The sequence below is a fragment of the Limnobacter alexandrii genome, from assembly GCF_005871185.1.
In the GTDB taxonomy this organism is placed as follows: Bacteria; Pseudomonadota; Gammaproteobacteria; order Burkholderiales; family Burkholderiaceae_B; genus Limnobacter; species Limnobacter alexandrii.
In genome coordinates this window covers 189,983-215,957 of the sequence record NZ_SWKN01000009.1, presented here as the reverse complement: position 1 = coordinate 215,957, position 25,975 = coordinate 189,983, and the positions used below count along the sequence as shown (strand labels likewise).

Here is a 25,975-nt window from a genome sequence, read left to right as displayed (position 1 = left end):
TCACTTGTTTTCTGAACTTGGAGGGAATGGATTTGAAACTCTTGCTGAGCTGGGTTTTGCATGCGGTGGCACTGATGGGTGTGGCTTACCTGTTGCCCGGTGTGATTGTCGAGGGGTTTTGGGCGGCGTTGTGGGCCGCGTTGATTCTGGGTTTGGTCAATACCATTGTGAAGCCTGTGTTGTTGATTCTTACCCTGCCTTTGACGGTGCTGACCCTGGGGCTGTTCTACTTTGTTTTGAATGGTTTGATGTTTTACTGGGTGGGTTCCATTCTTGAAGGTTTCCAGGTGAATGGATTCTGGTGGGCTGTGCTTGCGGCTTTGCTGTATTCCTTGTTTGCTACATTCTTAAGCTCGATCCTGTTTCAGGAGAAGGTCAGGATCGAGCGCATTTGAAGCTTATGCGTGTTGAGCCAGCTTGAATTTGCCCATGACAGTGTCCATTTGATTTGACAGGCTTTGCAGCTCGGAAATGACATGGTTTACTTCATGGGCAACCCCTTGGCTTTCTTCGGTCATGCGGGCGATTCGCTCTACTTGCTGGGCAATCAGTGTAGAGGCAGCGCTTTGTTCCTTCAACGCTTCCGTAATTTCAGTGACCGCACGTTCAGCATCGCCGGTGTGGTGGTTAATGGCTTCCATTTGTTGGTCGGCACCCATTGAGGAGCTTTGCCCTGAGTCGATCATCTGGGCCCAACCGGTAACCTGCTCCACAGCGCAACGCGTTTCATTTTGAATGTCCGAGATCAACGCTGAAATACTTTTCGTCGATTCGGCGGTTTTCTCGGCCAGCTTGCGCACTTCATCGGCCACCACCGCAAAACCACGCCCCTGTTCGCCAGCGCGTGCAGCCTCAATGGCTGCGTTCAACGCCAGCAGGTTGGTTTGATCAGCAATGGCGTGAATTACCTGAATGATGCTGGAGATGTTGTCCGACTGGTCGCCCAGCTTGTTGATACTTTGCGCCAGTGTGCCCGAGGCGGTGCCAATCTGCTCCATGGCCAGGCGGGCTTGCTTCACACTCTCGCGACCATTGACTGAGGATTGCCCAGCCTGGCTTGACAAGCCGAGCGCCTGGTTGGCGTGGGTGTGCACCTGACCAATCGACACGGTGAGTTCTTCTACCGACGCTGCAACGGCCGAGGCGGAATCCGTTTGTTCTTGAACGCTGCTTTTGACCTGTGAAGCGGCAGTCACCAAAGTGTTGATGGTGTCTGCCATTCGGGTTGAAGCATCCTTTACCTCGCCCACCAGGCCGGTTTGTTTTTGGCGAATGTTCTCGAGCGCGGCGCGAATTTTACTGATCTCGTTGCTGCCATGGCTTTCAATGGGTTTGGACAGGTCGCCCATGCCAATAATTTTAGCGTGCGCCAAAATTTGGGCAATTTCGGTGTTGGTGTCTTTGAACACCACATAACCAAGCGCAAAGGCCAGTAACAACACAGCCAATGAGCCCGCACCTGCTTGAATCAGCGTGCTGTTCAAACCGGAAATGCGCTCGGTCAAGTCTGCTTGCAAGGTGAGGTTCAGGCTTCGGCTGAGTTCAAAGCCTGTTTTCACGGCGTCCTCAAGCAAGCGAACCATCTCGGCATGGCCAGTGATGCTGTCGTAATTCAGGTCCTTGGCGGATTGTTCCTTGACCCATGCCGAGATGGAGTCGATGCGCTGGTCGATGGTGTCAATTTGTGTGCGTGTTGCGTTGGTAATTGCACCGCCCGCATCGACTGATTTTTTCGTGGCCTCGCGAATTTCCTCCATTGCGCGGCCCAGGGTACCAAGCCTGGAGCGAACAAAACTGAATGTGGCTGCCGAGTCGTTGCCGGGGTCGCGCAGTCGACCTTCCAGTTCAGACAGGTATTCGATGACGCGCGGCAGGTTGAAGGCCATGGGGCTCATCATGTAGTAGCTGGGCAAGAAGGGGTCGAGTGTCAGTTCGCTTTCATCGGCCAACTGACGCACCAAAGTGACCATTTGATTGCCCAACTCTTCAGCCTCGGCCTCGGAGGCGTTGTTGTTTAATGCTTGAGGCAGCAGCGCAGCCAGCCGATCAAGGTTGCTGGCGGTGATGGGCCAAGTCTCTGGCAACCCGGTTTTCGATGCCTTGATGGCTGAACTGAGTTCACCAACGGCTTCAGACTTTTTTTGTGCGCGATCGGTGAGTGCTTTCTGCATCAGCGGGTTGATTTTTTCCAGAAAAACAGCGCCTCGCAACTCGTTTTCAGACGAACTGATCAGTGTGTTGATTTGTGCATACATTTGCTGAAACAAAAATCCGAATGCCAGCAAGAGCGGTAGCGCGATGATGGCGCATTTCTGGGGCAGGGTCAGCGAGTCGAGAGTGCGTTTGAATAACATGGGTCAACCTTCAGGGGGCGGTGAGTTGTGTCCAGAGGCTTTAGTTTGGAACACAACAGACCGTTTGCTATCCCTGTTGAATGGGAACCCGAAATGGTTAGGTGCCGGGCAGCAGAAGGTCGCTTAAACCTTGATACATCAAACGCAAGGCCAGTGCTGTCAGCAGCCAATTCAAAATAATCGTGAATTTTTCCTCGGGTACGCGTGCCAACAGTCTGGCACCCACCAGGTTGCCCGCGAGTGTCGCCACGCCGATGCCCAGCAGCAAGGGCCAATACGCCACCAGGCTGACGTTCAAGCTGGAAAAGGCGATGATTTTAATGCCGTGCTGAATCACCATGGCCATGCCGTGGGTACCCACCACCACTTGCCTTTCCCAGGTCGACTTGGGCAGTACCGACATGACCAGCGGGCCTGTTGCACCCAGCACTAGGCTAAGGCCCGTGGTTATTCCACCCGAAGCCGCAGGCGGCCAGTTTGAAAGGCGCAACCACGCGCTTTTCCATGTGGCCAGAATAATGAACATGCCCAGGACAAGCTGGCCGATTGCAACCGGCATGTACAGTGCAAGCGGCGTAATCAAAGCGCCGCCAACAATTGAACCCAGCAAAAATGGTTTGATGTAAGCCCAGTTGATGAATTTGCGCTGCACCAGTACACGGTTGGCGTTGGACATCAGTTGAGCGGCACCATGCAAAGGGATGAGCAGGGCCGGTGGCACCAGTTGTGCCATCAGTGCAAGAAGCACTACGCCGCCACCAATGCCCATGGCTGCGGTGATGCTGGAGGTGATGAATGCCGCAAGGCTAAGCAGCATCACCAAAGCCAGGGTCATGGTGTGACTTCGATGCTGCCGATGGTGGTGCCGGAAAGGTCAAGCTCGATGGCGTGCGTGCCTGTGTGGCTGGCAGCAATACTGACCAGTGTGGTTTGGTTTTGGGGAAGTGGCACGCGTGCGTCCAGCCCCTCAACAATCAGCGAATCGGTTTGATTGCTGTGTACCAGAAACTGGACTTTTTGCCCTTGTCGCACGTTGGTGCTGAAAGAACCGGTGGTCAGGTTGCCATCGACAATTGACAGGGATTCGAGTGCCTGTGCTGCATCGTCCTGTGACTGGTTGGCCTGTGTCGGCTCTGTGGGCAACGATTGTACGTAAAGGTAAGCCCCGGCCAGCGTGGCGCTGGCCAGGCCGAGGTAAACAAGTGCGCGTTTGTTCATGGATTGATTTGAGGTCGTTTCGCTGTGGTCCTTTCCCACATTTGAATATACACCTCTGCTGAATTGTAGAGTGCCTTCAAGGCCTCGTTGCCACCCTCAAGCCGCAATTCCTCTACCCAGTCTGCCTTCAGACCGTAGTGGGCTTGACCCTCGGTGTTGGCATCAAACACACGTTCACCGCTGGTTTGCTTGTCAAATTTCACAGGGCTCACATTGGTGTTGAATACACCCGCCCAATCGGGTCCCTGGAACAGGGTGAAAGGGTAGGTGATTTGTGGGCGATCAGCGCCGCGCGGGCCTGCTTGTGCACCCAGGCCGTTGGTGTCTGCGCCAAAGCCCATGGCGAAATCAAACTGCTGGCTTTTCAGTGGGGCGATAACTTTCAGGTCTTCAGCCCAACTTTGCGCATTGCCCTGGTAGGGGTAAATAATGCCGCCCGCCGCCAAAATTTTACGGCCCTGCTCCCGGGTAATGCCGCCGTGCGCACCGTGGGTAGACACCAGTGGGTACTTGGGTTGCTGGCGATCAGCCATCTCGATCAGGTCGCCCTTGATGCTTAGCTCCATGTGGTCCACTTCAATGATGATGCCTTTTTCCATCAATCGCTTGAAGGCGTATTTGCCAAGTTCAGTCAGGCCACGGCGGTTGCATTGACGCTGGTTTTCACCCGTGGGGTAAATTGGTGCCACGCCGGGGTTGTTGGCAATCAATGCCTGGGTGAGTGGGTCGTTGCCCAGGCCGGGCGCTGAAGTCATGACTGCACCGGGCTGGCGCAAAATGTAATCGGCGTAATTGTTGTCGCCACCGGGGCAATCGTAGGTTTGCCAGAAGGCACCTGTGTCCAAAAAGTTGCCCACGTTCAGCACAGCACCATCGAAAATGCCGTTGCCCCCGAAGGCGTTGTCGAATTCATGGATTGGGAACATTTGCCGAACGCCGAGCGCATGCAGTCGATCCAGTTGTTTGTCGATCTCAGCCTCGTCGCACAGGTTTTGCCCCAGCTTGATGCCGCAATTAAACAGATGTGAAATTTCAATGCCCAACACCACAGCCAGTTTGCCATCGTTGATCACCTGGCGTGCTTCGGCCGGGCTGGTCACAATACGGAACCAGCCTTTTCCGGGGCCACCCTCCTGAGCATCAATGTAGCTTTCCAGTTGTTTGATGTATTCAATTTGCGTGACTGCACTTTCCATCTCATTGCAGTTTGCAAGGGGCCTGCCTTTGCTTACTTTCACCAAATTACACAGGGTTTCGTTTTCAACCAGGTTGGTCACGAAAATACGCAAGCCGGCTTGCCAGGCCCGTTCCAGCCATTTGTAATACAAGCCTTCATGGGTAAGCGCATCGGCCGCAGGCCAGCTGCGAAAGGTGGGCCAGCCCTGTGTGTCGTGGCTGGCTTGTGGTGAAAACTTGAACAGGTTGTCGACCAGATCAAGTCTGCCCATGGGGCCATGGTTGGCCTCGCAACTACCCAATGCCTGGGTAACACCAAACCGGTGGTGGGGTGTGCCATGGTGCGCGCCGCCCAGGAATGTCGTGGCTGTAATGTGATTGTGAACATCCGCAAAACCTTTCACCGCGCGGTTTAAGCCAGCGCCAGCAAAGGTGCGGCCCTCGGTGTTGGTGACAATTTCCGGAAACTCGGCACAACCGGTTGTTTTTACAAATTTAAACAGGGTTTCTTCGCTGTTGCCCGCGCTTTCGACCGTGCCCAGGCCATTGCTGAACCCGAGCAGGGCCAGTTTCATGGTGTTGCCGCTGTTGGTCAGGGAGAAACCACCACGACCTTTTTCATCCTCCTGTGCGGCCCATTCAATGGAGTCGGAGAAGGCGGTGCTGCTGCCCACAGGGGTGCCTGCCGAGTTGCCAACGGCCTGCATCATGGCGTCGTCGCGGTTGTAAATCATGTACTTGCCCAAGGCTGTCGGCTTGAGGAAAAAGGGGGCGGCATTCACGGCCGTTGATTCTGTGACGCTGTAGCTGCCGTCGCTACTGAGAGCAACAAATTTGTTGTTGGCAAGCGATTGAATTGCGACACACTGGTTTGCAATATTGAACGCGGTGGGGGCCACTTCGACTTCATTGGGTGTGGTCCGCCCATCGGTGTTGCCCGGGGGGTTGTCTGAATCGGAACTGCAGGCGGCCAAGGCTGCGCATAGCGCCAAGGTGCCAAGTAGGGCTTGTCTCATGTCTCGTCTTCCCGGGGTCTTTGTGACTCGATTGGTTCTTTGAATTAATACTGACAATCAGTCATTTCAGATTCAGTAAACACTACCCCCCATTTAGAGGGGGAAAGGGTTTCAGATTCCTGATAAGTCTGCCGTTACTCCATTCGAGGAGAATGCGCCGCATTCGCAACGGAACCAGCACCATGTCAGTTGAACAAACCACCGATAACCCGCAGTTGATCAAGGAACTTGAGCGCCAGTTGCAGGAGTTTCAGGCAAATGCTGACAAATTGAGCAAAGAAGTGGAAAGTTTGCAGGGTTCAAACGCCAGTTTGAATCAGCAACTGGAATCGCAGCGCGCAGAAACTCATCAAATGCAGTTGATGCTGGAGCAAATTCAGCGAGAGATGCGCATGCAGTATCTTGCGGCTGTGAAGTCCTTTTCCAACTTGATGGAGTTGCGTTCGCCACAGCTGGCAGCGCATGGTTTGCGGGTGGCAGAACTGGCTCGCTTGATTGCCAAAGAACTTCACGCCAGCGAATCGGCTTTGCAAGACATTTACGTGGCCTCACTGTTACATGACATCGGAAAGCTGGGCTTGAGCGATGACACACTTTTCAAGCCGGTGGTAGAGTTGAAAGGCGATGCGCGGGTTGCATTGATGAAGCACCCGATGAAAGCGCAGGCCGCGTTTCACGGACTGTCTGAAATGGTGCATGTGTCCGAGATTATTCGACACCATCATGAGCGCTACGACGGGCAAGGTTTTCCCGATGGCTTGGAAGGCGAAGGCATTCCACTGGGCGCACGTATTTTGGCGGTGGCCGAGGATTATGATGAGTTGCAGCAGGGCTGGCTTGCTTCTAAAGCGTTCGACGAGTTACAGGCCCAAACTTTTTTGGTGGGTGCTGCCGGGAAGCGTTACGACCCCAAGGTGATTGAGGTATTGCCCATCGCCCTGGTCAAGTTGAAAGCTGCGGAGAAGGCCAATGAGAAAATTTTGCATGGCGAAGACCTGTACGAGGGCCTTGTATTGGCCCGTGATTTCGAAGGCCCTGACGGGTTCATGTGGTTGTCCAAGGGACAGGTGGTGTCTCGCCATTTCATTGGACGGGTTCGAGAGGCTGAACATCAGCATGGTATTCAGCTGAAAATTTATACGGTGAAAACTGCCAATTCCCGCAATGCGTCTTCCAGTAAAGACGCGACACTGCAGCCCGCGCAGCAGACAGGGCATGTGGCGCTGTAGGTGATTTTTTGCCACCTCGGCGTGGGTTACTTGTGCCGCACTGAAAACCGCTTGATCCCTTTTTGACTTTATTCTTGCTCACCTCGCTCGGCAAAAGGGCGGGCCGAGTCTCGGTGTCGGCTTAACGCCGAACGCTACGACTAAACTCAAACGGGGCGGTTTTCTTGAAGTGCGTCCCAAGCAATCCCACTGCCGAGTTGGCTCAAAACTACCGTGCGCGTCCACTCGCAAGTTCAGCTCCGCCTCACCGCTGGCGCAACAGCCCAATCGGCGGCGGTGTTTCGATCGCCTCGCCTTCAAGAAAACCTGCCCTTGCGTGCCGAGCAGGGCCGGTGTCGCCCGGCATGGGCGACAGAGAACGAGCCCGACCCGCTTTTTAGGAGGGTCGTTCTCAGGCATCGTGAGGTTCAGCAAGGGGAGTACAGGTTTTCAGGCGAGAGATTGAAATTCGCGCCGAGTGGTCAGTTAACGTACAGGCGAGAGATTGAAACCCAAGCCGATCGGGCGTTTAACTCTCAGCGCGTCAAGGAATCAGCACCGTGCAACCTGTCGTGCGTCGCCCTTCAAGTTCGGTGTGCGCCTTCACCACATCCGCCAGCGCAAACCGCTGGTTGATTTGAATTTTCACCGCACCACTGGCCACCACACCAAACATTTCAGCCGCACTTTCCAGCATTTCAGCCTTGTCCACGGTAAACGATGCCACTGTGGGGCGGGTCAGCACCAGCGAACCACGCTCGGCCAGCCACTGCAAGGGCACCGGGTCTACCTTGCCACTGGCATTGCCAAAGCTGACCATCATGCCGCGTGGTTTCAGGCAATTCAGGGAATCCATAAACGTGGCTTTGCCCACGCTGTCATACACCACCGGAACACCTTTGCCATCGGTCAATTCTTTCACGCGGTCTACAATATTTTCTTCGCTGGTAATAATGACTTCTGCACATCCGTTGGCTTTGGCCAACTCGGCTTTTTCGCGCGTGGACACGGTACCGATTACACGGACTCCAAGTGATTTCGCCCATTGCGTGGCAATAGTGCCCACACCACCTGCGGCGGCATGAAACAGAATGGTTTCGCCAGCTTGCACCTTGTACACGCGGCGCAGCAAATACTGCGCAGTGAAGCCTTTCAGCATCATGGCGGCGGCGGTTTCGAAATCAATGCTGTCCGGAATTTTCATCAATGGGTGTGCGGGCATATTGCGCACAGTACTGTATGAACCCACCGGGCCAGAACCATACGCTACGCGGTCGCCAACCTTCAGGTCAGTCACACCTTCGCCAACCGCGCGCACAATGCCCGCGCCCTCGGTGCCGGGGCAGCAGGGCAGCGGTTGTGGGTAAACGCCGGTGCGCCAATACACTTCAATGTAATTCAGGCCAATCGCTTTGTGCTCAACCTGCACTTCCCCGGCTTTGGGTGGGCCTACTTCGATGTCTTCCATTTTCAACACATCGGGTGCGCCTGGGTTGTAAAAACGAACAATTTTTGCGGCTGTAGTGCTCATGTTGTAACTCCTTCTTTTGCTTCTTTTTTCATGCTGAGAAGGGCCACACCTGCAATTACAAGTGCGGTCCCCACAGCATGCCAAACGGTAAATGGTTCTTTTAAAATCCAGGTGCCCAAGGCCAGTGTAGCGATGGGGCCGATCATGCCCAGTTGCGATACCCTTGCTGCGCCGATCAGGCTGATTGCAGTCATCACAGCAAACACGGGTACAAATGTGCAAAAAACCGCATTGACCAGCGACCAGCCCCACACTGGCAGGGGTTGTTCAACAATGATGCTCAGCGGTTGCTGCACATTGATTTGCACCAGTATGGCCGCCGCCGAGACCAAGGTGGCCATGGCGGTAACCCGAATGGTGCCCAAACGTTTCAGCAGCCTTTCACCCACAATCAGGTAACTGGCGTAGCAAATGGCCGACACAAAAACCAACACCACGCCCAGGGCCGTGTTGTCGCCCACCAGCACCGTTTCATGGCCATACACCACGGCCAAGCCAACATAGCTGAGCGCCATGCACATCAGTTGCCACGGCTGGGGCCATTGGTGTTTGATGATGCAGGCGATCAACAGCACGATGGACGGATAGGTGAACAAGATAAGCCGTTCAAGCCCAGCGGTGATGTATTGCAAACCCATGAAATCAAACAGGCTGGCCAGGTAGTAGCCCAGCAAACCCGCCAGCGTGATCAAGCCGTAGTCTTTGGGCGTCATTTTCACGGCGTTTTTTTCGCGCAGTATCGTGAAAACGAGTGCGCCCAAAAACAGGGGCAGCGACAACAACATTCGCATGGCCAGCAGGGTCGAGGCGTCAACCGGGTAGGCGTAGGCCAACTTCACCACAATGGCCTTGCCGGAAAAAAAGATGGCGCCCAAGAGCGCCAAACCCACGCCCCAAGCCGTGGGTGATCGTTCCAGTAAAGCGCGCGTTCGGCTCAAGGCTTGCGCGTGCTTTTACAAACGTTTGATGAGGCTGGACGTATCCCAACGCTGGCCGCCCATGCCCTGTACTTCCGCATAGAACTGGTCTACCAAGGCTGTTACTGGCAGCTGAGAACCATTGCGACGTGCTTCTTCAAGCACCAGGCTCAGGTCTTTGCGCATCCAGTCCACCGCGAAACCAAAATCGAATTTGCCCTCCACCATGGTTTTGCCACGGTTGTCCATTTGCCAGCTTTGAGCAGCACCTTTGCCAATCACTTCCAGCGCTTTGTTCACATCCAGACCGGCATTCATGCCGAACTTCAAGGCCTCGGACAAACCTTGCAGCAAACCGGCGATGCACACCTGGTTGACCATTTTTGTCAGCTGACCACTGCCTGATTCGCCCATCAGCGTCACGGCTTTGGCAAAAGCCGCAATTACATCCTTCGACTGTTCAAAGTCGGGATGAGTTCCCCCACACATCACAGTCAATTGACCATTTTCTGCGCCAGCCTGGCCGCCAGACACCGGCGCATCGATAAATCCAAAGCCGGCATCTTTGGCCTGGTCGAATAACTCGCGGGCAATTTTTGCGCTGGCAGTGGTGTGGTCAATAAAAACCGAACCTGGCTTCATGCCGTGAAAGGCGCCATTGATGCCGGTGCAAATTTGACGCAAGTCGTCGTCGTTGCCCACACAGGCGAACACGAAATCCTGATCAGCCGCTGCTTTTTCGGGAGTGGTTGCCATTTTGCCGCCATGCTGTGCCACCCATTTTTCGGCCTTGGCCGAGCTTCGGTTGTACACAGTGACCTCGTGACCTGCCTTGGCCAAATGACCCGCCATGGGGTATCCCATTACACCCAAACCCAGAAAAGCTACTTTGAAACCCATATTAACCACCTGAAAAAGTTTTAGTTCTTGTTTGAACTGTATCGGAATAGAAGCGCTATTGCGCTTCGGATCATCCCTAGGTTTTGCGATTTGATACGATCAGGGCTTGTTGAATTGTTGGGTGGTTCAAACCGTGAAAATCTGGGTCGACGCCGACGCTTGCCCCGTTGCCGTGAAGGAAATCATTTTTCGTGCAGCCGACCGAACCGGCATTGAAACCACCTTGGTGGCCAATCAATACATTCGCACGCCACCCTCGAAGTTCATCAAGCTTTTGCAGGTACCGCGAGGGTTTGATGAGGCCGATGACGAAATTGTGCGCCGCGTTGAGGCGGGCAATTTGGTGATTACCAGCGACATTCCGCTGGCCGCACAACTGGTGGACAAAGGTGCGCAGGTACTTAGCCCGCGTGGGGAAATGTTCACCGCCGAAAACATCAAGGCCTTGCACACCATGCGTGATTTCATGGACACCATGCGGGCAAGCGGGGTGGACACGGGCGGCCCACCTGCTTACAGCCAGGCAGACCGCAAAACATTCGCGAGTCAGTTTGACCGGATCATCGCGAAGTTTCCCAAAAACATTTAGCCTTTTTCGACCGTCACTTCACTGATCACAATCACCGGGCTGGCATTGGTGTAGTTGGGAATGTCGCCCATGATTTCTTGGGCATGCGGGCCGAATGCGGCTTGAAATGCTTCGACGGAATCCACCAGCAAATGCCCCATGGCCACAAACGCAGGCGCATCGCCTGCGCCGCCAGCCAAGCCTTTGTCCACGGTGTAATGGTGCAGTGCCTTGCCCATTTTGCTTTTTACCAAGGGCATGTGCGTGGTTTTGTAATACTCGTGGTCAAAGCTGACGCCTTGCGCATTGGGGTACATCACGCTGACTTTAATCATTTTGGTTTGTCTCCTCGACTGCCTCTATTTGATCCAGACCTGCTTGGCGTTGACAAACTCACGAATGCCGTGTGGCCCAAGCTCGCGTCCATAGCCCGATTGCTTGATGCCACCACTGGGCAAACGGGGGTCGGTTTTCACAATACCATTCACTGCAACCTGACCTGCCTGCAACTCATTGACTGCGCGCATGGCTTTGCTGGTGCTGGCAGTCCATATACTAGAGCCCAAACCGTAGTTTGTGTTGTTGGCAATGGCCAAGGCTTCGTCTAAATTTTCAACTGCCGTCACCGCCATCACTGGGCCGAAAGTTTCCTCTTCAAATGCGCACATGCCCGGTTTGACATCAGCCAGCAAGGTAGGCGGGTAGTGGTAGCCGGGCGCATCGGGCATTTCGCCGCCCAACAAACACTTCGCACCTTCCGAAATGGTTTGCTGAACTTGCCGGTGCAGGTTGTCGCGCAGGTCTTTTCGGGCAATCGGACCAATGTCGGTTGTCGCATCCAGCGGATCGCCCAGCTTTAATTTGGCCAGCCGTACTTTCAACAAGGTGGTGAATTCTTCATACACCCTGGCTTCAATCAAAATACGTTTGGCCGCAATGCAGCTTTGCCCTGCATTGATGATTCTTGACAACACCACAATATCGGCGGCGCGTTCCAGGTCGGCATCGGCCAGCACAATACAGGGGTCTGATCCACCCAATTCAAGCACGGCTGGTTTGAGTTCCGACGCAGCTGTGGCAGCTACCTTTCTGCCTGCTGCGCTTGAACCGGTAAAACTAACCGCCATGATTCGGGAATCCCGAATGGCCTGTTCCACATGCTCGGTTCTAAGCGGCAAATTCACCACCACGCCCGCAGGTGCGCCCGCTTCCTTGAACAAGTCAGCCAAAGCCTGTGCCGTGGCTGGCACATTCGGGTCGTGCTTCATCACGCAGGTGTTGCCTGCCATCAAGGCTGGGGCCAGGTAGCGAAAAGCCAACCAGGCTGGTGCGTTCCAGGGCAATATGCCCAACAGCGCACCCAGGGGCTGGTATTTCACATAGCTTTCGGATGCATCGGATGCAATCCATTCGTCGGCCAAATGTTTGCCAGCGTGTTCGGCATAGTATTCGCAGCACGTGGCCGCTTTTTCCACTTCTGGCCCGCCTTCTTTAATCGGTTTGCCCATTTCCTGCGCCATCAGCTCAGCCAGCTTGCTTTTGTTCTTGCGCAATTGCGCAGCCACCGCATGCAGCACTTTGCCGCGTTCGGCAAACGATTTTGCTGACCAGGCAGGAAATGCAGCAGCGGCCAGTCCAATTTGCGCACTAATTTGCTCACCTTGCAAGGCAAGGTGTTCGTTGATTTTTTCGCCAGTGAATGGGTTGGTTGAAGTAAGCATGGCAGTGGTCATACAGCTTGGTCCTCCTGCGTATTTGTGTCTGTAGCGGTGTCGGTGGTGGCTTTCTTCTTTGTGGGTGCTGAGTTCACCGCACTTAGCGTGTGTACGTTTTTCTCCGGCTTTACGGTGAAATCCCGGTCCAGCGAGAAGAAGGACTCACAACCGTTTTTGGTGATGATGATGGTGTCGGAAATGCCGCAGGTTTTGTCACCATCCACACCCCACATCCACGGAATAATGTGGAAGGTCATGCCTTCCTCGAGAATGGACGATTCGCCCTGTTTCAGACTCATGATGTAGCCTTCATCCCAGCTGGGCGGAAAAGCAATACCGATTGAATAACCCGAGCGGGTAATCAGCCTTGCACCAATGTCGTTGTGGGTGATGATGTTGCGGATCATGTTGTCGGCATCTGAAACAGTCATGCCCGGTTGCACATATTCATGCACAGCATTGAGCGCCTCCTTCATGGTTTCTTGTGCCTTGTACATGGAATCGCTAAGTTCGCCCAGCACTGCTGTGCGCATCATGGCCGTGTGGTAACGCCGGTAGCAGCCACCCACTTCCAGAAACACATGTTCGCCGGGTTTCACTACGCGGCCTTCCCAGGTGGCATGGCCAATCATGGTTCGCGGCCCGCTGGTCACGTAAGGCATCACAGAAGGGGGTTCGCCCCCGGCCTTGAACATGGCCACTGAAATGGCTGCGCCAATGTCGTTTTCGGTCACACCCGCAGCGCACGCTTCCAGGCCTGCCTTCATGCCTGCTTCTGTGGCATGTGCGGCTTTTCGCATCAATTCAATTTCAACAGGCGATTTGCGCAAACGCCCCTGTTCCACAATCCCGAAGCAGTCCAGCAGCTTGCCCTTGTTCAAACGGGTGTGCACAAAGTCTTGCTGGTACGCCGGGAAAAAGTAGCTGTTGCGCTCGTACCCAATTCGTTTGTCAATCAGTTTGAATTCGCGCAAAGCATCCAGCAGCATTTGAATTGCATCGCCAGTGTCGGGGTAGGGGCGCGATTGCTCCACCCAGGTGCGCGCAAACACATTCGATTCTTCCAGCGCACGCGTGATCATGAAGGGTTCATCTTCAAGCGGCACCACCAGTGCCTGAAAGAAGGAGTAACCGGTGGTTTGGTAATCCGTCAGGTACATGATGTTTTCAGGGTCGGTAATCACCACCGCATCCAGCCTGCGCTGCGCAATTCGTGTGCGCAGTTCAGCGATGCGGCGTTCGTATTCCTCGAAAGGAAATGTCATGTCATCGCGTTTTCTCATGCAGCCTCCATGGCGCGGTTCACCGCTTTGATCAGGGTGTTCAAACCTTCTTCCAGGTCTTCATCCGGAATGGTCAAGGGCGGAATCAGTTTGATCACGCGCCCGCCCGTGCCACAGCTGGCAATCATGAGCCCGTCTTCAAAGCATTGCTTTACGATGTGTTTTGAAATTTCAGTGCTGCCTACATTCAAGCCCAGAATCATGCCTTTGCCGGTCAGTTCAAGCACAGGGTGACGGTCGACCAGGCCTTGCATGGCGGCATGCATTACTTTGGCCTTACGTTTCACTTCATTCATCAGTTCATCATTCTCGAAGTACGTCAGTGCTTCCCGCCCAGCCACGAAAGACAGGTTTTGTCCCCGGAATGTGCCTGTGTGTTCGCCTGGTGCCCAGTGTTTGTCAATTTCGGGTTTCACCAAATTCAAGGCCATTGGCGTGCCCCAGCCACCCACACCTTTGGCCAGGCAGACAATGTCGGGATCAAGACCCAATTCATCGAAGCTGAAGTAGGTGCCGGTGCGGCCACAACCCACCTGAATGTCATCAACAATCAGCAAGGCGCCCACTTCTTTGGCAAGGGCTTGCAATTGCTGCAGCCACTTGCCACTGGCCACTTTCACGCCGCCTTCGGCCTGAATCGTTTCAATCAAAAATGCAGCGGGTGGTGCCACGCCGCTGGAGGTGTCGGCGTACAGCGCGCGCATGCGTTCAATGCTTTCGTCGCCACAGCCCAGCGTGCAGCCCTTGCACAAAGTTTCACAACCAAACGCCTGGTGGGTCACGTGTTGAAGAGGCACACCCGCAGCTCCGCGGAAGTAGGCATTGGCGGTGCAGGCCAGTGAACCCAGTGTCATGCCGTGAAAGCCATGGGAAAACGACACAATTTGTTGTCGACCTGTGACTCGGCGCGCAATTTTCAAAGCCGCTTCAACCGAGTTGGTGCCTGTGGGCCCCATGAACTGCATTTTGTGTGGCATGTTGCGCGGTTTCAGCACCACTTCTTCAAACTTTTCAATGAATGCACGTTTGGCCACGGTGGCCATGTCCAGGCTGTGCGTAACACCGTTGGATTGAATGTAATCCACCACTGCTTTTTGCATGCGCTCGTTGTTGTGACCAAAATTCAGCACACCGGCGCCTGCAAAAAAATCGATGTATTCTTTGCCGTTTTCGTCGGTTTGCCTGGAATTCAATGCTTTGTCGAACACCACTGGGTAGGTGCGGCTGTAGCCGCGCACATCGCTTTCTCGTCTCTCGAAAGTTTGCATAGTCATTTACATCACTCCTTCTTGTTGTGTTGATTGGGGTGCGCCCACCAACTGCGCATACAGACGGGTGACTGGCTCAATCAAGTCATCATTGAAATCGTAAAACGGGCTGTGGCAGGGGTAAGCCTGCTGCCCGGGCCTGCCTGCTCCGATCAAGGCAAATGCGCCTGGAATTTCCTGCAGGTAGTAGCTGAAATCCTCAGAGGCCATGATCGGTATGGGAATCTGCGTGTCGAGCGAATCGTCACCGTTTTGCGTGCACCATGTTTCGCGCACGCGTCGTGCCTGTTTTGCATGGTTAACAGTTGCGTTGTAGCGAGGCTGAATGGTGACTTCGGCATTCACGCCATGGGCGCGAGCCGTGTGCTCGACCACCTCAACAATCAAGGCGTTGATGGCATCGCGTGTGGCATGGTCGGGCACGCGAATGCTGCCACCCAGCACAGCCTGCTGAGGAATCACAGTGAGCCCACTGGGTGCGTTAAATGAAGTCACACTGAGCACGGCAGCTTGCTGAGGCGCTAGCCTGCGCGCCACCACCTGTTGCAAAGCCTGCACCATGGCGCTGCCCGCAAGCACGGGGTCGCGGCACAATTCAGGTTGGCTGGCATGCCCGCCCTGGCCAGTTACCGTAATCTCGAATGTACCGTTGCCACACATCACGATGCCGTCGGGGCACACCAATTTTCCGTAGGGAATGGCAGGCCAGTTGTGCCAGCCGTAAATTTCGTCAATGCCCTCTAGCGCGCCGTTTTCAATCATGCGCGAGGCACCGTGTCCGCCTTCTTCGGCGGGCTGAAATATCAGGGTGACGGGGCCAGGCAAGGCGTGTTCAATACTTTTCAAGTACCTGGCAGTGGCCAGCAGCACGGCAGTGTGTCCATCATGCCCGCAGGCGTGCATGCAGCCCATTTGGCGCGAAGCCCATGTTTTACCGGTTTGTTCGTGGATGGGTAGTGCGTCAATGTCGCCCCGCAAGGCAATGTGTGGGGTGCTTAAAGAACCGGCACCAGTATTCAGGCGCGCTAGTGTCCCGGTGCCCGCGCAGGGCGTCCATTCGATGTTCAGGTCGCTTAGCGCTGTTCGAATTTTCTGCGCTGTGCGTGTTTCATGCCAGCTCAACTCAGGCTCGCTGTGTAGCTCTCGCCTGAAATCGATGGCCTGGCGAATCGTGTTTTGCCAGAACGCGGACATTGCCCTCCTTGTGCTATTAGGTAGCCCTTTACCGTAACATAGTAGGGACTTCGCTTAAACCGTTGAAGTTCCGGGATTACCCTTTATAAAGTGAAATAAATTGCTTTGACCAAGCTGGGTCTAGGTCAAGGCTTTGATACCTTCGGACAATCGTAGAATGGAACTGTGGGCGCACCGCGGCAGCGGAAAAGGTGAACTTGAAAATACCTTGAAAGGTTTTGAAATTGCACGAATTGCAGGGTTCAAAGCAGTTGAATTTGACGTGATGTTGACTGCCGATGGCATTCCCATGATTCACCACGATTGGGTGATGGGGCGCTGCGCCCGATCGGTTGACCCAGCCATGGCTGCCACCGATCCGCTCACCCGTTTTGATAGCCTTCGTGCCCGGGATCTTCGGCATTACTCGGTGAAAGGCGAACCCATACCCAGCCTTGTACAAACCATCGAGTTTTGTGTAAACCACGGCATGCGCGCCAATGTGGAATTGAAAGCCACCCACCCAGCCAATGCAATTGCCTTGGGCAAGGCGGTGCGAGCGGCCATTGAAAATTTGCCGCACGATCAACAGCGGTTAATTGGCCAACACTGGGTATTCTCCAGCTTTTACCACGCCAGCCTGTTGCCGCTGCAGGGGTATGACCTTGCTTTGCTGTACGAACAACTGCCCGACAATTGGGCGCTGCACGCCGATGCACTGCACGCCAGTGCCATTCACCTGCACTGGAGCGGGGCTGAGCCCACCGCACTGCGCCGCATACACACCACCGGGCGGGTGGTTCGGGTTTACACGGTGAACGGTGCGGAACAGGCGAAAACGCTGCAAGCCTTGGGTGTAAAAGGGCTTTTTACCGATCGAATGACCTTATAATCGAGGGTTAAACCAAAAACCGCATGCCGCTTTATTCAGGAAGGTAGCCCCAACATGAAAGTCGCTGATATTCGCGAAAAGTTTCTTGATTTCTTTGCCAGCAAGGGCCACACCAAGGTGGCTTCAAGCAGCCTGGTGCCGGGCAATGACCCCACCCTGTTGTTCACCAACAGCGGCATGGTGCAGTTCAAAGACGTATTCACCGGCAAAGACAAGCGCCCTTACACGCGCGCCACTTCCAGCCAGCGCTCTGTTCGCGCAGGCGGCAAGCACAACGACCTTGAAAACGTGGGCTACACCGCGCGCCACCACACCTTCTTTGAAATGCTGGGCAACTTCAGCTTTGGCGACTACTTCAAGGAAAACGCCATTCAGTATGCTTGGGAACTGCTGACCACGGTATACAAGTTGCCACCTGAGCGCTTGTACGTGACTGTTTACCAAGAAGATGATGAGGCTTACAACATCTGGAACAAGCAAGTGGGTGTGCCCGCCGAGCGCATTATTCGCATTGGCGACAACAAGGGTGCGCGCTACGCTTCGGATAACTTCTGGCAAATGGCCGACACCGGCCCTTGCGGCCCCTGTACTGAAATTTTTTATGACCACGGCCCTGAAGTGTGGGGTGGCCCACCCGGAAGCGATCAAGAAGACGGTGACCGCTACATTGAAGTGTGGAACCTGGTGTTCATGCAGTTTGACCGCAGCGCCGATGGCGTGTTGCACCCGCTGCCCAAGCCCTGCGTAGACACCGGCATGGGCCTGGAGCGCATTGCCGCCGTGTTGCAGCATGTGCACAGCAACTATGAAATCGATCTGTTCCAAACCCTGATCAAAGCGGCAGCGCGCGAGGTGACTGCGCAGGGCAATGCTGTTGAATTGACCAACAATTCTTTGCGAGTGATTGCCGACCACATTCGTGCCTGCTCATTCCTCGTCGTCGATGGTGTCATTCCGGGCAACGAAGGCCGAGGCTACGTGCTGCGCCGAATCATTCGCCGCGCCATTCGCCACGGCTACAAATTGGGTTGCCGCAAGCCATTCTTCAATGCCTTGGTGCCCGATCTGGTTTCTGAAATGGGCGAGGCCTATCCCGAGCTGGCCAAGGCCGCCAGCCAGGTTCAAAGCATCTTGAAGGCCGAAGAAGAGCGCTTCTTCGAGACCATCGAAAACGGCATGGCCATTTTGGATGCGGCTTTGGGCGCACTTCCCAAGGGTGGTGTACTCGATGGCGAAACCGCATTCAAACTGCACGACACTTACGGTTTCCCGCTAGACCTGACCGCTGACGTGTGTCGCGAGCGTGAAATGAGTGTGGACGAAGCCGCCTTTGATGTTGCAATGGACAAGCAGAAGCAGCAAGCCCGTGCCGCTGGCAAGTTCAAGATGGATGCTGATTTGGCCTACAGCGGTGTGTCCACGGAATTCAAGGGCTACGAGCAACTCGAAGTGGCCAACGCACGAATCACTGCCATTTATGTGAACGGCACTTCAGTAAACAGCATTGCAGTCGGCCAACAAGGTGTAATCGTGCTGGATCAAACCCCTTTCTATGCAGAAAGCGGTGGTCAGGTTGGCGACCAGGGTGAAATTTCCAGCGGCGCAGCCTGCCTGAATTTGTTCCGTGTATTGGACACCCAAAAAATTCAAGCCAATGTGTTTGGCCACCACGGTGAGTTAGTCACAGGCGAGCTAAAAGTGGGCGATGCTGTGGGTGCGCAAGTGGACCAATACCAGCGCAACCGCACCATTCGCAACCACAGTGCAACACACCTGATGCACAAGGCTTTGCGCGAAGTGCTGGGTGAACATGTTAGCCAGAAAGGCTCACTGGTAGACGCTGAAAAAACCCGGTTTGACTTTGCACACCACAGCGCCATGACACCTGAGCAAATTGCCCAGGTGGAACGCATCGTGAATGAAGAAATTTTGGCCAATGCGGAAACACAGGCCCGCATCATGGACATTGAAAGCGCGAAAAGCGCAGGCGCCATGATGTTGTTTGGCGAGAAGTACGGCGACACCGTGCGTGTGTTGGACATTGGAACATCGCGTGAATTGTGCGGCGGCACCCACGTGCAGCGCACGGGCGACATTGGCCTGTTCAAAATTACCAGCGAAAGCGGCGTGGCCGCCGGTATTCGTCGCGTAGAAGCCACCACAGGTCTGGGTGCCATGGAATTTGCACAGAAGGCGCAAGCCCAGGTGGATGCAATTGCGCAAAGCCTTCGCGTGCCCGCCACTGAGGCCACTGCAAAAATTGGTCAGATGATGGACCAGGTGAAAAGCCTTGAGAAAGAACTGGACCGTTTGAAAAGCAAACTGGCGGCAAGCCAGGGCGATGACCTTGCTGGGCAAGCTGTTGAAATCGACGGCGTGAAGGTACTGGCTGCCAAGCTGGACGGTGCGGATGTGAAACAGCTGCGCGAAGCCGCTGACAAACTGCGCGACAAACTGGGCAATGCTGCATTGGTGTTGGCCACGGTGCTGGAAGGCAAGGTCAGCTTGATCGCGTCGGTGAGCAAAGACGCAACCGCCAAAGTAAAGGCGGGCGATTTGGTCAACTTCGTGGCCCAGCAAGTGGGTGGTAAAGGCGGTGGTCGCCCCGACATGGCGCAAGCCGGTGGCACGCAGCCGGAAAATCTGGATGCGGCTTTGGCCAGTGTGGTCGATTGGGTAAAAACCAAATAAATGAGCAAAGCCATTTATCAGTACTGCCCCATGTGCGCCACCAAGCTGCACGAATTGCAGCATTCCGGCCAACCACGAATGGCCTGTGGTGCGTGTGGTTTTGTGCAGTGGGGCAACCCGGTGCCTGTGGTGGCCGCTTTGGTGGAATACCACGACAAAGTGCTGTTGGCCCGCAATGTGGCCTGGCCCGCGCATTTTTACGCGCTGATTACCGGCTTTTTGGAACGCGATGAAACACCGGAGCAAGGTGCCATTCGTGAGTTGAAGGAAGAAACCAACCTGGACGCGGTTGAAAGCAGTTTGATCGGTGTGTACCCCTTCCCGATGAAAAATGAAGTGATTATTTGTTATCACATCAAGGCGATGGGGCAAATTAATTTGTCTGAAGAGCTGGCCGACTACAAACTCGTCGAACCTGCCGAATTGCGCCCATGGCGCATGGGCACAGGGCTGGCCATGGCCGACTGGTTAAGTGCACGTCAGCTGCCTGTCAACTGGATTGAATTAAAATAAGCGTAGTAAACCAAGGAGTAAAGAGACATGAATTTTGACCGTGAAGTGGATGCAAGTGGCCTGAACTGCCCATTGCCCATCTTGAGAACCAAAAAAGCCCTGGCTGAAATGCAAAGCGGGCAAGTACTTAAGGTGACTTCCACCGACCCAGGTTCAGTGCGCGATTTCGCCATGTTCGCCAAGCAAACCGGCAATGAGCTTGTCGAGCAGGCTGACCAGTCTGGCTCGTTTATTTTTTACATGAAGCGCCGCTAAGCTGGCTGGCATCTTGTGAGCGTTGTTCTCGGCAAGCCCGAGGTGCCCAAACATTGGCTGCTTGATGCCAATGTAATTTTCTCGGAATGGACTCGTTGGCTCATGGTGGCGCTGGCTGAACGCCACAATGCCACCTTGTATTGGACCCCCCACATTGAGAGTGAGTGTTATCGCAATTTGCTGCGGTTGGGTCGTTTGCACCCGCAAGATGCCGACATTGAACGGACAGAATTGCCTGCTCGCCTGAATGCCACTTTGTTGCCCCAGGTGCATGAGCCCTACCTGGCGGATGTTCGGCAAGTGGATGAGAAAGACCGCCATGTGGCTGCCTCGGCCCTGGCTCTGCGCCACAAGGTTCAGCAACCGGTGGCCCTTCTGACCTGGAATTTAAGAGACTTTCCAAGAAAGCCTTTGTTAAAGCTGGGTTTGGTCCGACTTTGCCCAGACGAGTTGTGCCTTGAGCTTGCGAAAACCACGCTGGAAATTCAAGCCACACTCTTGCGTACCGTCGAGTTGATGCAAGCTGGCTTGGCATCGCATCCACCCCAAACTCCCACAATCTATCAAACCAAAGCCATGCCATTGCCGCAAAGTGACCATGAATGGGGTGCCTTTCTTGCCAGAAATCGCATGCACAAGACCGCCAGGCGGCTCACCCGTCCAAACTGACTAACCCAATCTGGTTAGTTCGATCAAGCCACTGTCGTCATATCATTGTAAAAAGCCTATTTTCGGATTCGACATGCTGCGACTTATTTACACCTCTGTTCAAGTGCCGGGATTTGATCGCCCGGCTTTTGAGCATTTGTGCGAGCAGGCCGCCACCATCAATAGCAAACTTGGCATAGAAGGTTTGTTGTTGTGCAACGGAGTTGAATTCATGCAGTGCCTGGAAGGTCCCAAGGAAGCGGTGGTTCAGGTGTACCGAAAAATTGTTCAGGACCGCAGGCATTCGGACATCCGTTTGTTGGTGTCTGAGCCCACCAACGATTTGATGTTTAAAAAATGGTCGATGATGGGTTTGGTCACGAGGCCGCAGGACAGCTTGAGCGCGGAGTCCATCGCATATACACTGCTTGATCATCGGCTGTACCGTCCATGGAGGTCCTTGGGCCTTGGTGCTGCTGATTTGATCTATGAATACGCCAAAGTCAAAGCCGAGCTCGAGAAAGCAGGTGAAGTGGGCCTGCTGAGCAAAGTTTTTGAAGTGTATGAACCTTGAAGCTGGTAGGTTGCAGTATGACAATTCGTTCTCTCATTTCAGCGGTCGCAGTGGTCGCGTTGATTCCCTTGTCTGTTCAGGCACAAAATCTGGTCAAAATCACGCCCTTGGGTGGGCAGGAAGGTGAGTTTTGCCGCTTTGATCGCGCCATGATTTTTGAAGACCCCAACGGCACCCGCATTTTGTACGACGCTGGCCGCACCGTGGCCGGAGCCGAGGATCCCCGTTTGGGGAAAATTGATGTGGTCTTGGTCAGCCACATGCATGGCGACCACTTGGGCGACCGGCACAACCCGGCACCCAATGCTGGAAGTTGCGACAAACCTGATATTTCCGCCAGTGCTTTGCCCAATTCCAATAGCGTGAACATCGCAGTAAAAACCGGTGCGAAAATTGTGACTGGCAGTGAAATGCCTTCGTTCTTTGCTGCCAAGTTGAAACAAGCGGGCGGCGACGAAAAAAACTCCGTGTTGGTTCGTTTCGGTGCCATGCAAACCATCAACGGTGTTGGTATTACCACCGTGCCTGCAGCCCACAGCAATGGCATTGCTGGCGATTTTGTGGGACAACGTTTGGGTGAGTTGCTAAAGGAAACCGGTATAACTGCCTACGCTGGCCCACCCACAGGTTATGTGGTGAAGTTCAGCAATGGTTTGACTGTGTACCTGAGTGGTGACACAGGCATTACCGGCGAGCAAAAAGAAGTGGTGGGTGAATACTACAAACCCCAGTTGGCGGTGATGAATATTGGCGACACTTTCACCACGGGCCCGCGAGAGGCCGCCTACGTGGTCAATGAGTTGGTAGAGCCCAAGGCCGTGATCGCTTCGCACGCCAACGAGGTTGCTACTGCAAATGGCAAAGTGATCGCGGGCACCAAAACCGAGCAATTCATGAAAGCCAGCAAGGTGCCTGTGCATGTGCCCTTGAGCGGAAAAACCATGAGCTTTGATGGCAAAGGGAAGTGCACGGCAGGTTGTTAATCAACTTGCTGCGTTGAATCAAAAAAGAGCACCGCGAGGTGCTCTTTTTTTAGCCCAATTTGCTGAGCTGACTTTCCAGCTTTTCAAGCAAGGCACTGAACTCGGCCAATCGCGCTTTTTCCTGATCCACCACAGCAGCAGGTGCGCGGTCTACAAAGCTGGCATTGCCCAGTTTGCCGTTGCACTTGGCAATTTCGATGCGGATTTTTTCCGCCTCCTTGCCAATGCGTGCACGCTCCGCTTCCACATCAATTTCAATGTGCAGCATCAATTTCAGTTCGCCCACAATTTGCACGGGCGCCATTGAATCGGAAGGCAAGGTATCAACCACATCTACCTTGCTCAGCTTGGCGAGTGCAGCCAGCACTGGGGCGGTTTTCTCCAGAAACGTGCGTTGCTCGGCATTGCCTTCACAGCTGGCAATCAGTGGTGCTTTTTCAGCCGGGCTTAAACCCATTTCTCCGCGCAGGGCGCGAATGGCATCCACCGTGGCTTTCAGTTGGGCCACAAAGCTTTCCGCTTTTTCGTCAATACGGCTGGGCACGCTGACCGGGTAAGCCTGGGTCATCAGGTTGGCTTGAACGCCTTCTTCGCGACGGCCTGCCACCACACTTACTGTTTGCCACAATTCTTCGGTGATAAACGGAATAATGGGGTGGGCCAAACGCAAAATTGTTTCCAGCACGCGAACCAATGTGCGGCGCGTGGCCCGCTGCTGTGCAGGTGTGCCATTGGCAATTTGCACCTTGGCAATTTCAAGGTACCAGTCGCAGTATTCGTCCCACACAAACTGGTAAATACTTTGAGCAATCAGGTCGAAGCGGTAGGTTTCAAACCCTTGCGCCACATCGGCTTCCACACGTTGCAAGGTGCTGGTGATCCAGCGGTCGGCCTGTGAAAAATCAAGGTAACCACCGGGGGTGCAGGCGTCTGCATCGTGATCGCTCAAACCACAATCCTGGCCCTCGGTGTTCATCAATACAAAGCGCGTTGCATTCCACAACTTGTTGCAGAAGTTGCGGTAACCGTCGCAGCGCTTCTGATCAAAGTTGATGTTGCGGCCCAGTGTGGCCAGGCTGGCGAAGGTAAATCGCAATGCATCTGCACCGTAAGCAGGAATACCCTCGGGGAATTCCTTGCGAGTTTTCTTTTCAATCTTCGGTGCGTCTTGTGGTTTGCTCAAGCCCGTGGTTCGCTTCACCAGCAGGGTGTCCAAATCGCAGCCATCAATCAAATCGACTGGGTCTAGGGTATTGCCCACCGACTTGCTCATCTTCTTGCCTTCAGCATCGCGCACCAGGCCATGCACATACACGGTGTGGAAGGGAACCTGGCCGGTGAAGTGGGTGGTCATCATGATCATTCGGGCCACCCAGAAGAAAATGATGTCAAAGCCTGTCACCAACACGGAGGAGGGCAGGAAGTGCTTCAGTTCGGGTGTTTGTTCAGGCCATCCCAAGGTGGAAAAGGGCACCAGCGCCGATGAAAACCAGGTGTCCAGTACGTCGTCGTCGCGCTTCAGTACGCCCGTGTAGCCTGCTGCTGCGGCCTTGCTGCGGGCGTCTTCTTCAGTGCGTGCAACGAATACCTGGCCGTTGTCGCCATACCAGGCCGGAATTTGGTGGCCCCACCACAGCTGACGGGAAATGCACCAGTCCTGAATGTTGTTCAGCCACTGGTTATAGGTGTTCACCCACTGCTCGGGCACAAATTTCACTTGGCCTTGTTCCACGGCATCAATGGCTTTTTGTGTAATGCTTTTGCCGGTTGCATCGCCTTCTGCGGCTTTGGTCATGGCCACAAACCACTGGTCGGTCAGCATGGGTTCAATCACCACGCCGGTTCGGTCGCCTTTGGGAACCATCAGCTTGTGGGGTTTGATTTCACCCAGCAGGCCTTGTTCTTCCAGGTCGGCCACAATTTGTTTGCGGGCCACAAAACGGTCCATGCCCACATACTTCGCCGGCGCGTTGTCTGCAATCGTTGCATCCAGGGTCAGAATGTTGATCAGCTCCAGCTTGTGGCGTTGGCCCACGGCGTAGTCGTTGAAGTCGTGGGCTGGGGTTACTTTCACCACGCCGGTACCAAAGCTGCTGTCCACATACTCGTCGGCAATAATCGTCAACTCTCGGTTGCACAAGGGCAGTTGCACTTTTTTGCCAATCAGGTGCTGGTAGCGTTCGTCATCGGGGTGAACCATCACAGCGGAATCGCCCAGCATGGTTTCTGGTCGGGTGGTGGCCACGGTGAGGTGGGTCAAGCCTTTGACCGGGTCTGCTTCAACCAGTGGGTACTTCAGTTCCCACAGGTGGCCTTCGGTTTCCACGCTTTCCACTTCAAGGTCAGACACAGCGGTTTTCAGCACCGGGTCCCAGTTCACCAGGCGCTTGCCACGGTAAATCAGGCCTTGCTCAAACAGGCGAACAAATACTTCGGTGACCGATTTGGACAAAGCGGGGTCCATGGTGAAGTACTCGCGCTGCCAATCAACACTGGCGCCCATGCGGCGCATTTGTTCGGTAATTTTGCTGCCGCTTTCGTTTTTCCATTCCCAAATTTTTTCAACAAACTTTTCGCGACCCAAATCGTGGCGGGTTATGTTTTTCGCCGCCAATTGGCGCTCAACCACAATTTGCGTGGCAATGCCAGCATGGTCTGTGCCAGGTTGCCAAAGGGTGTTGTGGCCACGCATGCGGTAGTAGCGGGTCAGGCCATCCATGATGGTTTGGTTAAACGCATGGCCCATGTGCAGCGTGCCGGTTACGTTGGGTGGTGGCAGTTGAATGCAAAAGTCGGGTTTGCCATCCACCGTGGTGGCCTTGGCATGGCCTTGGCGCTCCCATTCAGGGCCCCAGTGGGATTCAATGGCATTCGGGTCGAAACTTTTGGCAAGGGTCATGGCAGTGGTATTGAAAAATGGACAACGTCAACAAGGGCTTAGCCCGTCATTATAGCGTTTGCGGGTGTGCTCCCGGCGTTAAGTAGTTTGGTCTGGGCCAGGAAAGCCCCTTTATTCCCCAATTTCGGTCCCCCTTTTGTGCTGCACAATGTTCATACGTCCGACTGGGTGGCTGTCTTCTATTAGCCCTGTT

23 protein-coding genes are annotated in these 25,975 nt (G+C 54.5%); 10 read left to right on the top strand and 13 right to left on the bottom strand.

Translation table 11 applies throughout. The annotated features are described in order from the left end of the window. The first annotated feature begins 32 nt into the window (after positions 1-32). Positions 33-395: a phage holin family protein gene (locus FCS97_RS12775; protein WP_171035318.1), complete on the top strand. Its 363-nt coding sequence runs from the start codon at positions 33-35 to the stop codon at positions 393-395. Between the two features lie 3 nt (positions 396-398). Here the strand turns inward: FCS97_RS12775 and FCS97_RS12770 are convergent, their stop codons facing one another. From FCS97_RS12770 to FCS97_RS12755, 4 genes are all read right to left on the bottom strand, one after another. Beyond that, complete coding sequence (locus FCS97_RS12770; RefSeq protein WP_138518815.1) at positions 399-2,354, bottom strand: methyl-accepting chemotaxis protein; 1,956 nt, start codon at positions 2,352-2,354, stop codon at positions 399-401. A 97-nt stretch (positions 2,355-2,451) separates the two neighbouring features. Further along, the gene (locus tag FCS97_RS12765; RefSeq protein ID WP_138518814.1) at positions 2,452-3,189 is read right to left on the bottom strand and encodes a sulfite exporter TauE/SafE family protein; all 738 of its coding nucleotides are present in this window, start codon (positions 3,187-3,189) and stop codon (positions 2,452-2,454) included. Further along, positions 3,186-3,572 carry a hypothetical protein gene (locus tag FCS97_RS12760; RefSeq protein ID WP_138518813.1) on the bottom strand — a complete coding sequence of 129 codons (387 nt, stop codon included), beginning with the start codon at positions 3,570-3,572 and terminating at the stop codon, positions 3,186-3,188. The genes FCS97_RS12765 and FCS97_RS12760 overlap by 4 nt, the downstream gene beginning before the upstream one ends. Next, positions 3,569-5,764 carry an amidohydrolase family protein gene (locus tag FCS97_RS12755; RefSeq protein WP_138518812.1) on the bottom strand — a complete coding sequence of 732 codons (2,196 nt, stop codon included), beginning with the start codon at positions 5,762-5,764 and terminating at the stop codon, positions 3,569-3,571. The genes FCS97_RS12760 and FCS97_RS12755 overlap by 4 nt, the downstream gene beginning before the upstream one ends. 182 nt (positions 5,765-5,946) lie before the next feature. Here FCS97_RS12755 and FCS97_RS12750 point away from each other — a divergent pair, with 182 nt between their 5' ends. Further along, positions 5,947-6,993 carry an HD-GYP domain-containing protein gene (locus tag FCS97_RS12750; RefSeq protein ID WP_171035310.1) on the top strand — a complete coding sequence of 349 codons (1,047 nt, stop codon included), beginning with the start codon at positions 5,947-5,949 and terminating at the stop codon, positions 6,991-6,993. Positions 6,994-7,516: 523 nt separating this feature from the next. Here the strand turns inward: FCS97_RS12750 and FCS97_RS12745 are convergent. The 3 genes from FCS97_RS12745 to FCS97_RS12735 are packed head-to-tail and all read right to left on the bottom strand — an operon-like array spanning position 7,517 to position 10,320. After that, entirely contained in the window at positions 7,517-8,503 is a 987-nt protein-coding gene (locus FCS97_RS12745) for a quinone oxidoreductase family protein (RefSeq protein ID WP_138518810.1), read from the bottom strand. After that, positions 8,500-9,441 (bottom strand): DMT family transporter, encoded by a 942-nt coding sequence (locus FCS97_RS12740; RefSeq protein WP_138518809.1) that lies wholly within the window; start codon positions 9,439-9,441, stop codon positions 8,500-8,502. Before FCS97_RS12740 ends, FCS97_RS12745 begins: the two co-directional genes overlap by 4 nt. A gap of 15 nt (positions 9,442-9,456) precedes the next feature. Next, complete coding sequence (locus tag FCS97_RS12735) at positions 9,457-10,320, bottom strand: NAD(P)-dependent oxidoreductase (RefSeq protein ID WP_138518808.1); 864 nt, start codon at positions 10,318-10,320, stop codon at positions 9,457-9,459. 133 nt (positions 10,321-10,453) lie between these two features. Between FCS97_RS12735 and FCS97_RS12730 the strand changes: the two genes are divergently transcribed. Then, complete coding sequence (locus FCS97_RS12730) at positions 10,454-10,909, top strand: YaiI/YqxD family protein (protein WP_138518807.1); 456 nt, start codon at positions 10,454-10,456, stop codon at positions 10,907-10,909. Here the strand turns inward: FCS97_RS12730 and FCS97_RS12725 are convergent. Genes FCS97_RS12725 through doeB2 form a run of 5 tightly spaced genes read right to left on the bottom strand, consistent with a single transcriptional unit; the run spans position 10,906 to position 16,348 of the window. Further along, on the bottom strand, positions 10,906-11,223 hold the full coding sequence (locus FCS97_RS12725) for an EthD family reductase (protein WP_138518806.1): 318 nt from the start codon (positions 11,221-11,223) through the stop codon (positions 10,906-10,908). The genes FCS97_RS12730 and FCS97_RS12725 overlap by 4 nt on opposite strands. A 24-nt stretch (positions 11,224-11,247) precedes the next feature. Continuing rightward, entirely contained in the window at positions 11,248-12,621 is a 1,374-nt protein-coding gene (locus FCS97_RS12720; RefSeq protein ID WP_138518805.1) for an NAD-dependent succinate-semialdehyde dehydrogenase, read from the bottom strand. After that, positions 12,618-13,886 carry an ectoine hydrolase gene (doeA, locus tag FCS97_RS12715; protein ID WP_138518804.1) on the bottom strand — a complete coding sequence of 423 codons (1,269 nt, stop codon included), beginning with the start codon at positions 13,884-13,886 and terminating at the stop codon, positions 12,618-12,620. The genes FCS97_RS12720 and doeA overlap by 4 nt, the downstream gene beginning before the upstream one ends. Continuing rightward, the gene (locus FCS97_RS12710; RefSeq protein ID WP_246066340.1) at positions 13,883-15,160 is read right to left on the bottom strand and encodes an aspartate aminotransferase family protein; all 1,278 of its coding nucleotides are present in this window, start codon (positions 15,158-15,160) and stop codon (positions 13,883-13,885) included. The genes doeA and FCS97_RS12710 overlap by 4 nt, the downstream gene beginning before the upstream one ends. Continuing rightward, positions 15,161-16,348 carry a N(2)-acetyl-L-2,4-diaminobutanoate deacetylase DoeB2 gene (doeB2, locus tag FCS97_RS12705; protein WP_138518803.1) on the bottom strand — a complete coding sequence of 396 codons (1,188 nt, stop codon included), beginning with the start codon at positions 16,346-16,348 and terminating at the stop codon, positions 15,161-15,163. A 157-nt stretch (positions 16,349-16,505) separates the two neighbouring features. Here doeB2 and FCS97_RS12700 point away from each other — a divergent pair, with 157 nt between their 5' ends. From FCS97_RS12700 to FCS97_RS12670, 7 genes are all read left to right on the top strand, one after another. Continuing rightward, positions 16,506-17,219: a glycerophosphodiester phosphodiesterase family protein gene (locus tag FCS97_RS12700; RefSeq protein WP_138518802.1), complete on the top strand. Its 714-nt coding sequence runs from the start codon at positions 16,506-16,508 to the stop codon at positions 17,217-17,219. 54 nt (positions 17,220-17,273) lie between these two features. Continuing rightward, positions 17,274-19,910 (top strand): alanine--tRNA ligase, encoded by a 2,637-nt coding sequence (alaS, locus tag FCS97_RS12695; protein WP_138518801.1) that lies wholly within the window; start codon positions 17,274-17,276, stop codon positions 19,908-19,910. After that, entirely contained in the window at positions 19,911-20,423 is a 513-nt protein-coding gene (locus FCS97_RS12690; protein ID WP_246066332.1) for an NUDIX domain-containing protein, read from the top strand. Positions 20,424-20,450: 27 nt separating this feature from the next. Then, positions 20,451-20,678, top strand: coding sequence for a sulfurtransferase TusA family protein (locus tag FCS97_RS12685; RefSeq protein ID WP_138518800.1), 228 nt, complete (start codon positions 20,451-20,453; stop codon positions 20,676-20,678). Positions 20,679-20,693: 15 nt separating this feature from the next. Further along, the gene (locus tag FCS97_RS12680) at positions 20,694-21,347 is read left to right on the top strand and encodes a PIN domain-containing protein (RefSeq protein WP_138518799.1); all 654 of its coding nucleotides are present in this window, start codon (positions 20,694-20,696) and stop codon (positions 21,345-21,347) included. 73 nt (positions 21,348-21,420) lie between these two features. Beyond that, the gene (locus tag FCS97_RS12675; protein WP_138518798.1) at positions 21,421-21,900 is read left to right on the top strand and encodes a BLUF domain-containing protein; all 480 of its coding nucleotides are present in this window, start codon (positions 21,421-21,423) and stop codon (positions 21,898-21,900) included. A gap of 17 nt (positions 21,901-21,917) precedes the next feature. After that, complete coding sequence (locus FCS97_RS12670) at positions 21,918-22,883, top strand: MBL fold metallo-hydrolase (RefSeq protein WP_138518797.1); 966 nt, start codon at positions 21,918-21,920, stop codon at positions 22,881-22,883. A gap of 49 nt (positions 22,884-22,932) precedes the next feature. On the opposite strand, the gene FCS97_RS12665 is transcribed toward FCS97_RS12670, so the two are convergent. Continuing rightward, on the bottom strand, positions 22,933-25,782 hold the full coding sequence (locus tag FCS97_RS12665; RefSeq protein WP_138518796.1) for a valine--tRNA ligase: 2,850 nt from the start codon (positions 25,780-25,782) through the stop codon (positions 22,933-22,935). Between the last annotated feature and the right edge of the window lie 193 nt (positions 25,783-25,975).

What these genes read in the sequence shown, in the direction of transcription:
- FCS97_RS12710 (WP_246066340.1), bottom strand. Translation starts at nt 15,160, where the DNA reads ATGACTATGCAAACTTTCGAGAGACGAGAAAGCGATGTGCGCGGCTAC.
- FCS97_RS12665 (WP_138518796.1), bottom strand. Translation starts at nt 25,782, where the DNA reads ATGACCCTTGCCAAAAGTTTCGACCCGAATGCCATTGAATCCCACTGG.
- FCS97_RS12765 (WP_138518814.1), bottom strand. Translation starts at nt 3,189, where the DNA reads ATGACCCTGGCTTTGGTGATGCTGCTTAGCCTTGCGGCATTCATCACC.
- FCS97_RS12725 (WP_138518806.1), bottom strand. Translation starts at nt 11,223, where the DNA reads ATGATTAAAGTCAGCGTGATGTACCCCAATGCGCAAGGCGTCAGCTTT.
- FCS97_RS12745 (WP_138518810.1), bottom strand. Translation starts at nt 8,503, where the DNA reads ATGAGCACTACAGCCGCAAAAATTGTTCGTTTTTACAACCCAGGCGCA.
- FCS97_RS12700 (WP_138518802.1), top strand. Translation starts at nt 16,506, where the DNA reads ATGGAACTGTGGGCGCACCGCGGCAGCGGAAAAGGTGAACTTGAAAAT.
- FCS97_RS12750 (WP_171035310.1), top strand. Translation starts at nt 5,947, where the DNA reads ATGTCAGTTGAACAAACCACCGATAACCCGCAGTTGATCAAGGAACTT.
- FCS97_RS12760 (WP_138518813.1), bottom strand. Translation starts at nt 3,572, where the DNA reads ATGAACAAACGCGCACTTGTTTACCTCGGCCTGGCCAGCGCCACGCTG.
- FCS97_RS12720 (WP_138518805.1), bottom strand. Translation starts at nt 12,621, where the DNA reads ATGACCACTGCCATGCTTACTTCAACCAACCCATTCACTGGCGAAAAA.
- FCS97_RS12675 (WP_138518798.1), top strand. Translation starts at nt 21,421, where the DNA reads ATGCTGCGACTTATTTACACCTCTGTTCAAGTGCCGGGATTTGATCGC.
- alaS (WP_138518801.1), top strand. Translation starts at nt 17,274, where the DNA reads ATGAAAGTCGCTGATATTCGCGAAAAGTTTCTTGATTTCTTTGCCAGC.
- FCS97_RS12685 (WP_138518800.1), top strand. Translation starts at nt 20,451, where the DNA reads ATGAATTTTGACCGTGAAGTGGATGCAAGTGGCCTGAACTGCCCATTG.
- doeB2 (WP_138518803.1), bottom strand. Translation starts at nt 16,348, where the DNA reads ATGTCCGCGTTCTGGCAAAACACGATTCGCCAGGCCATCGATTTCAGG.
- FCS97_RS12670 (WP_138518797.1), top strand. Translation starts at nt 21,918, where the DNA reads ATGACAATTCGTTCTCTCATTTCAGCGGTCGCAGTGGTCGCGTTGATT.
- doeA (WP_138518804.1), bottom strand. Translation starts at nt 13,886, where the DNA reads ATGAGAAAACGCGATGACATGACATTTCCTTTCGAGGAATACGAACGC.
- FCS97_RS12770 (WP_138518815.1), bottom strand. Translation starts at nt 2,354, where the DNA reads ATGTTATTCAAACGCACTCTCGACTCGCTGACCCTGCCCCAGAAATGC.
- FCS97_RS12690 (WP_246066332.1), top strand. Translation starts at nt 19,911, where the DNA reads ATGAGCAAAGCCATTTATCAGTACTGCCCCATGTGCGCCACCAAGCTG.
- FCS97_RS12735 (WP_138518808.1), bottom strand. Translation starts at nt 10,320, where the DNA reads ATGGGTTTCAAAGTAGCTTTTCTGGGTTTGGGTGTAATGGGATACCCC.
- FCS97_RS12755 (WP_138518812.1), bottom strand. Translation starts at nt 5,764, where the DNA reads ATGAGACAAGCCCTACTTGGCACCTTGGCGCTATGCGCAGCCTTGGCC.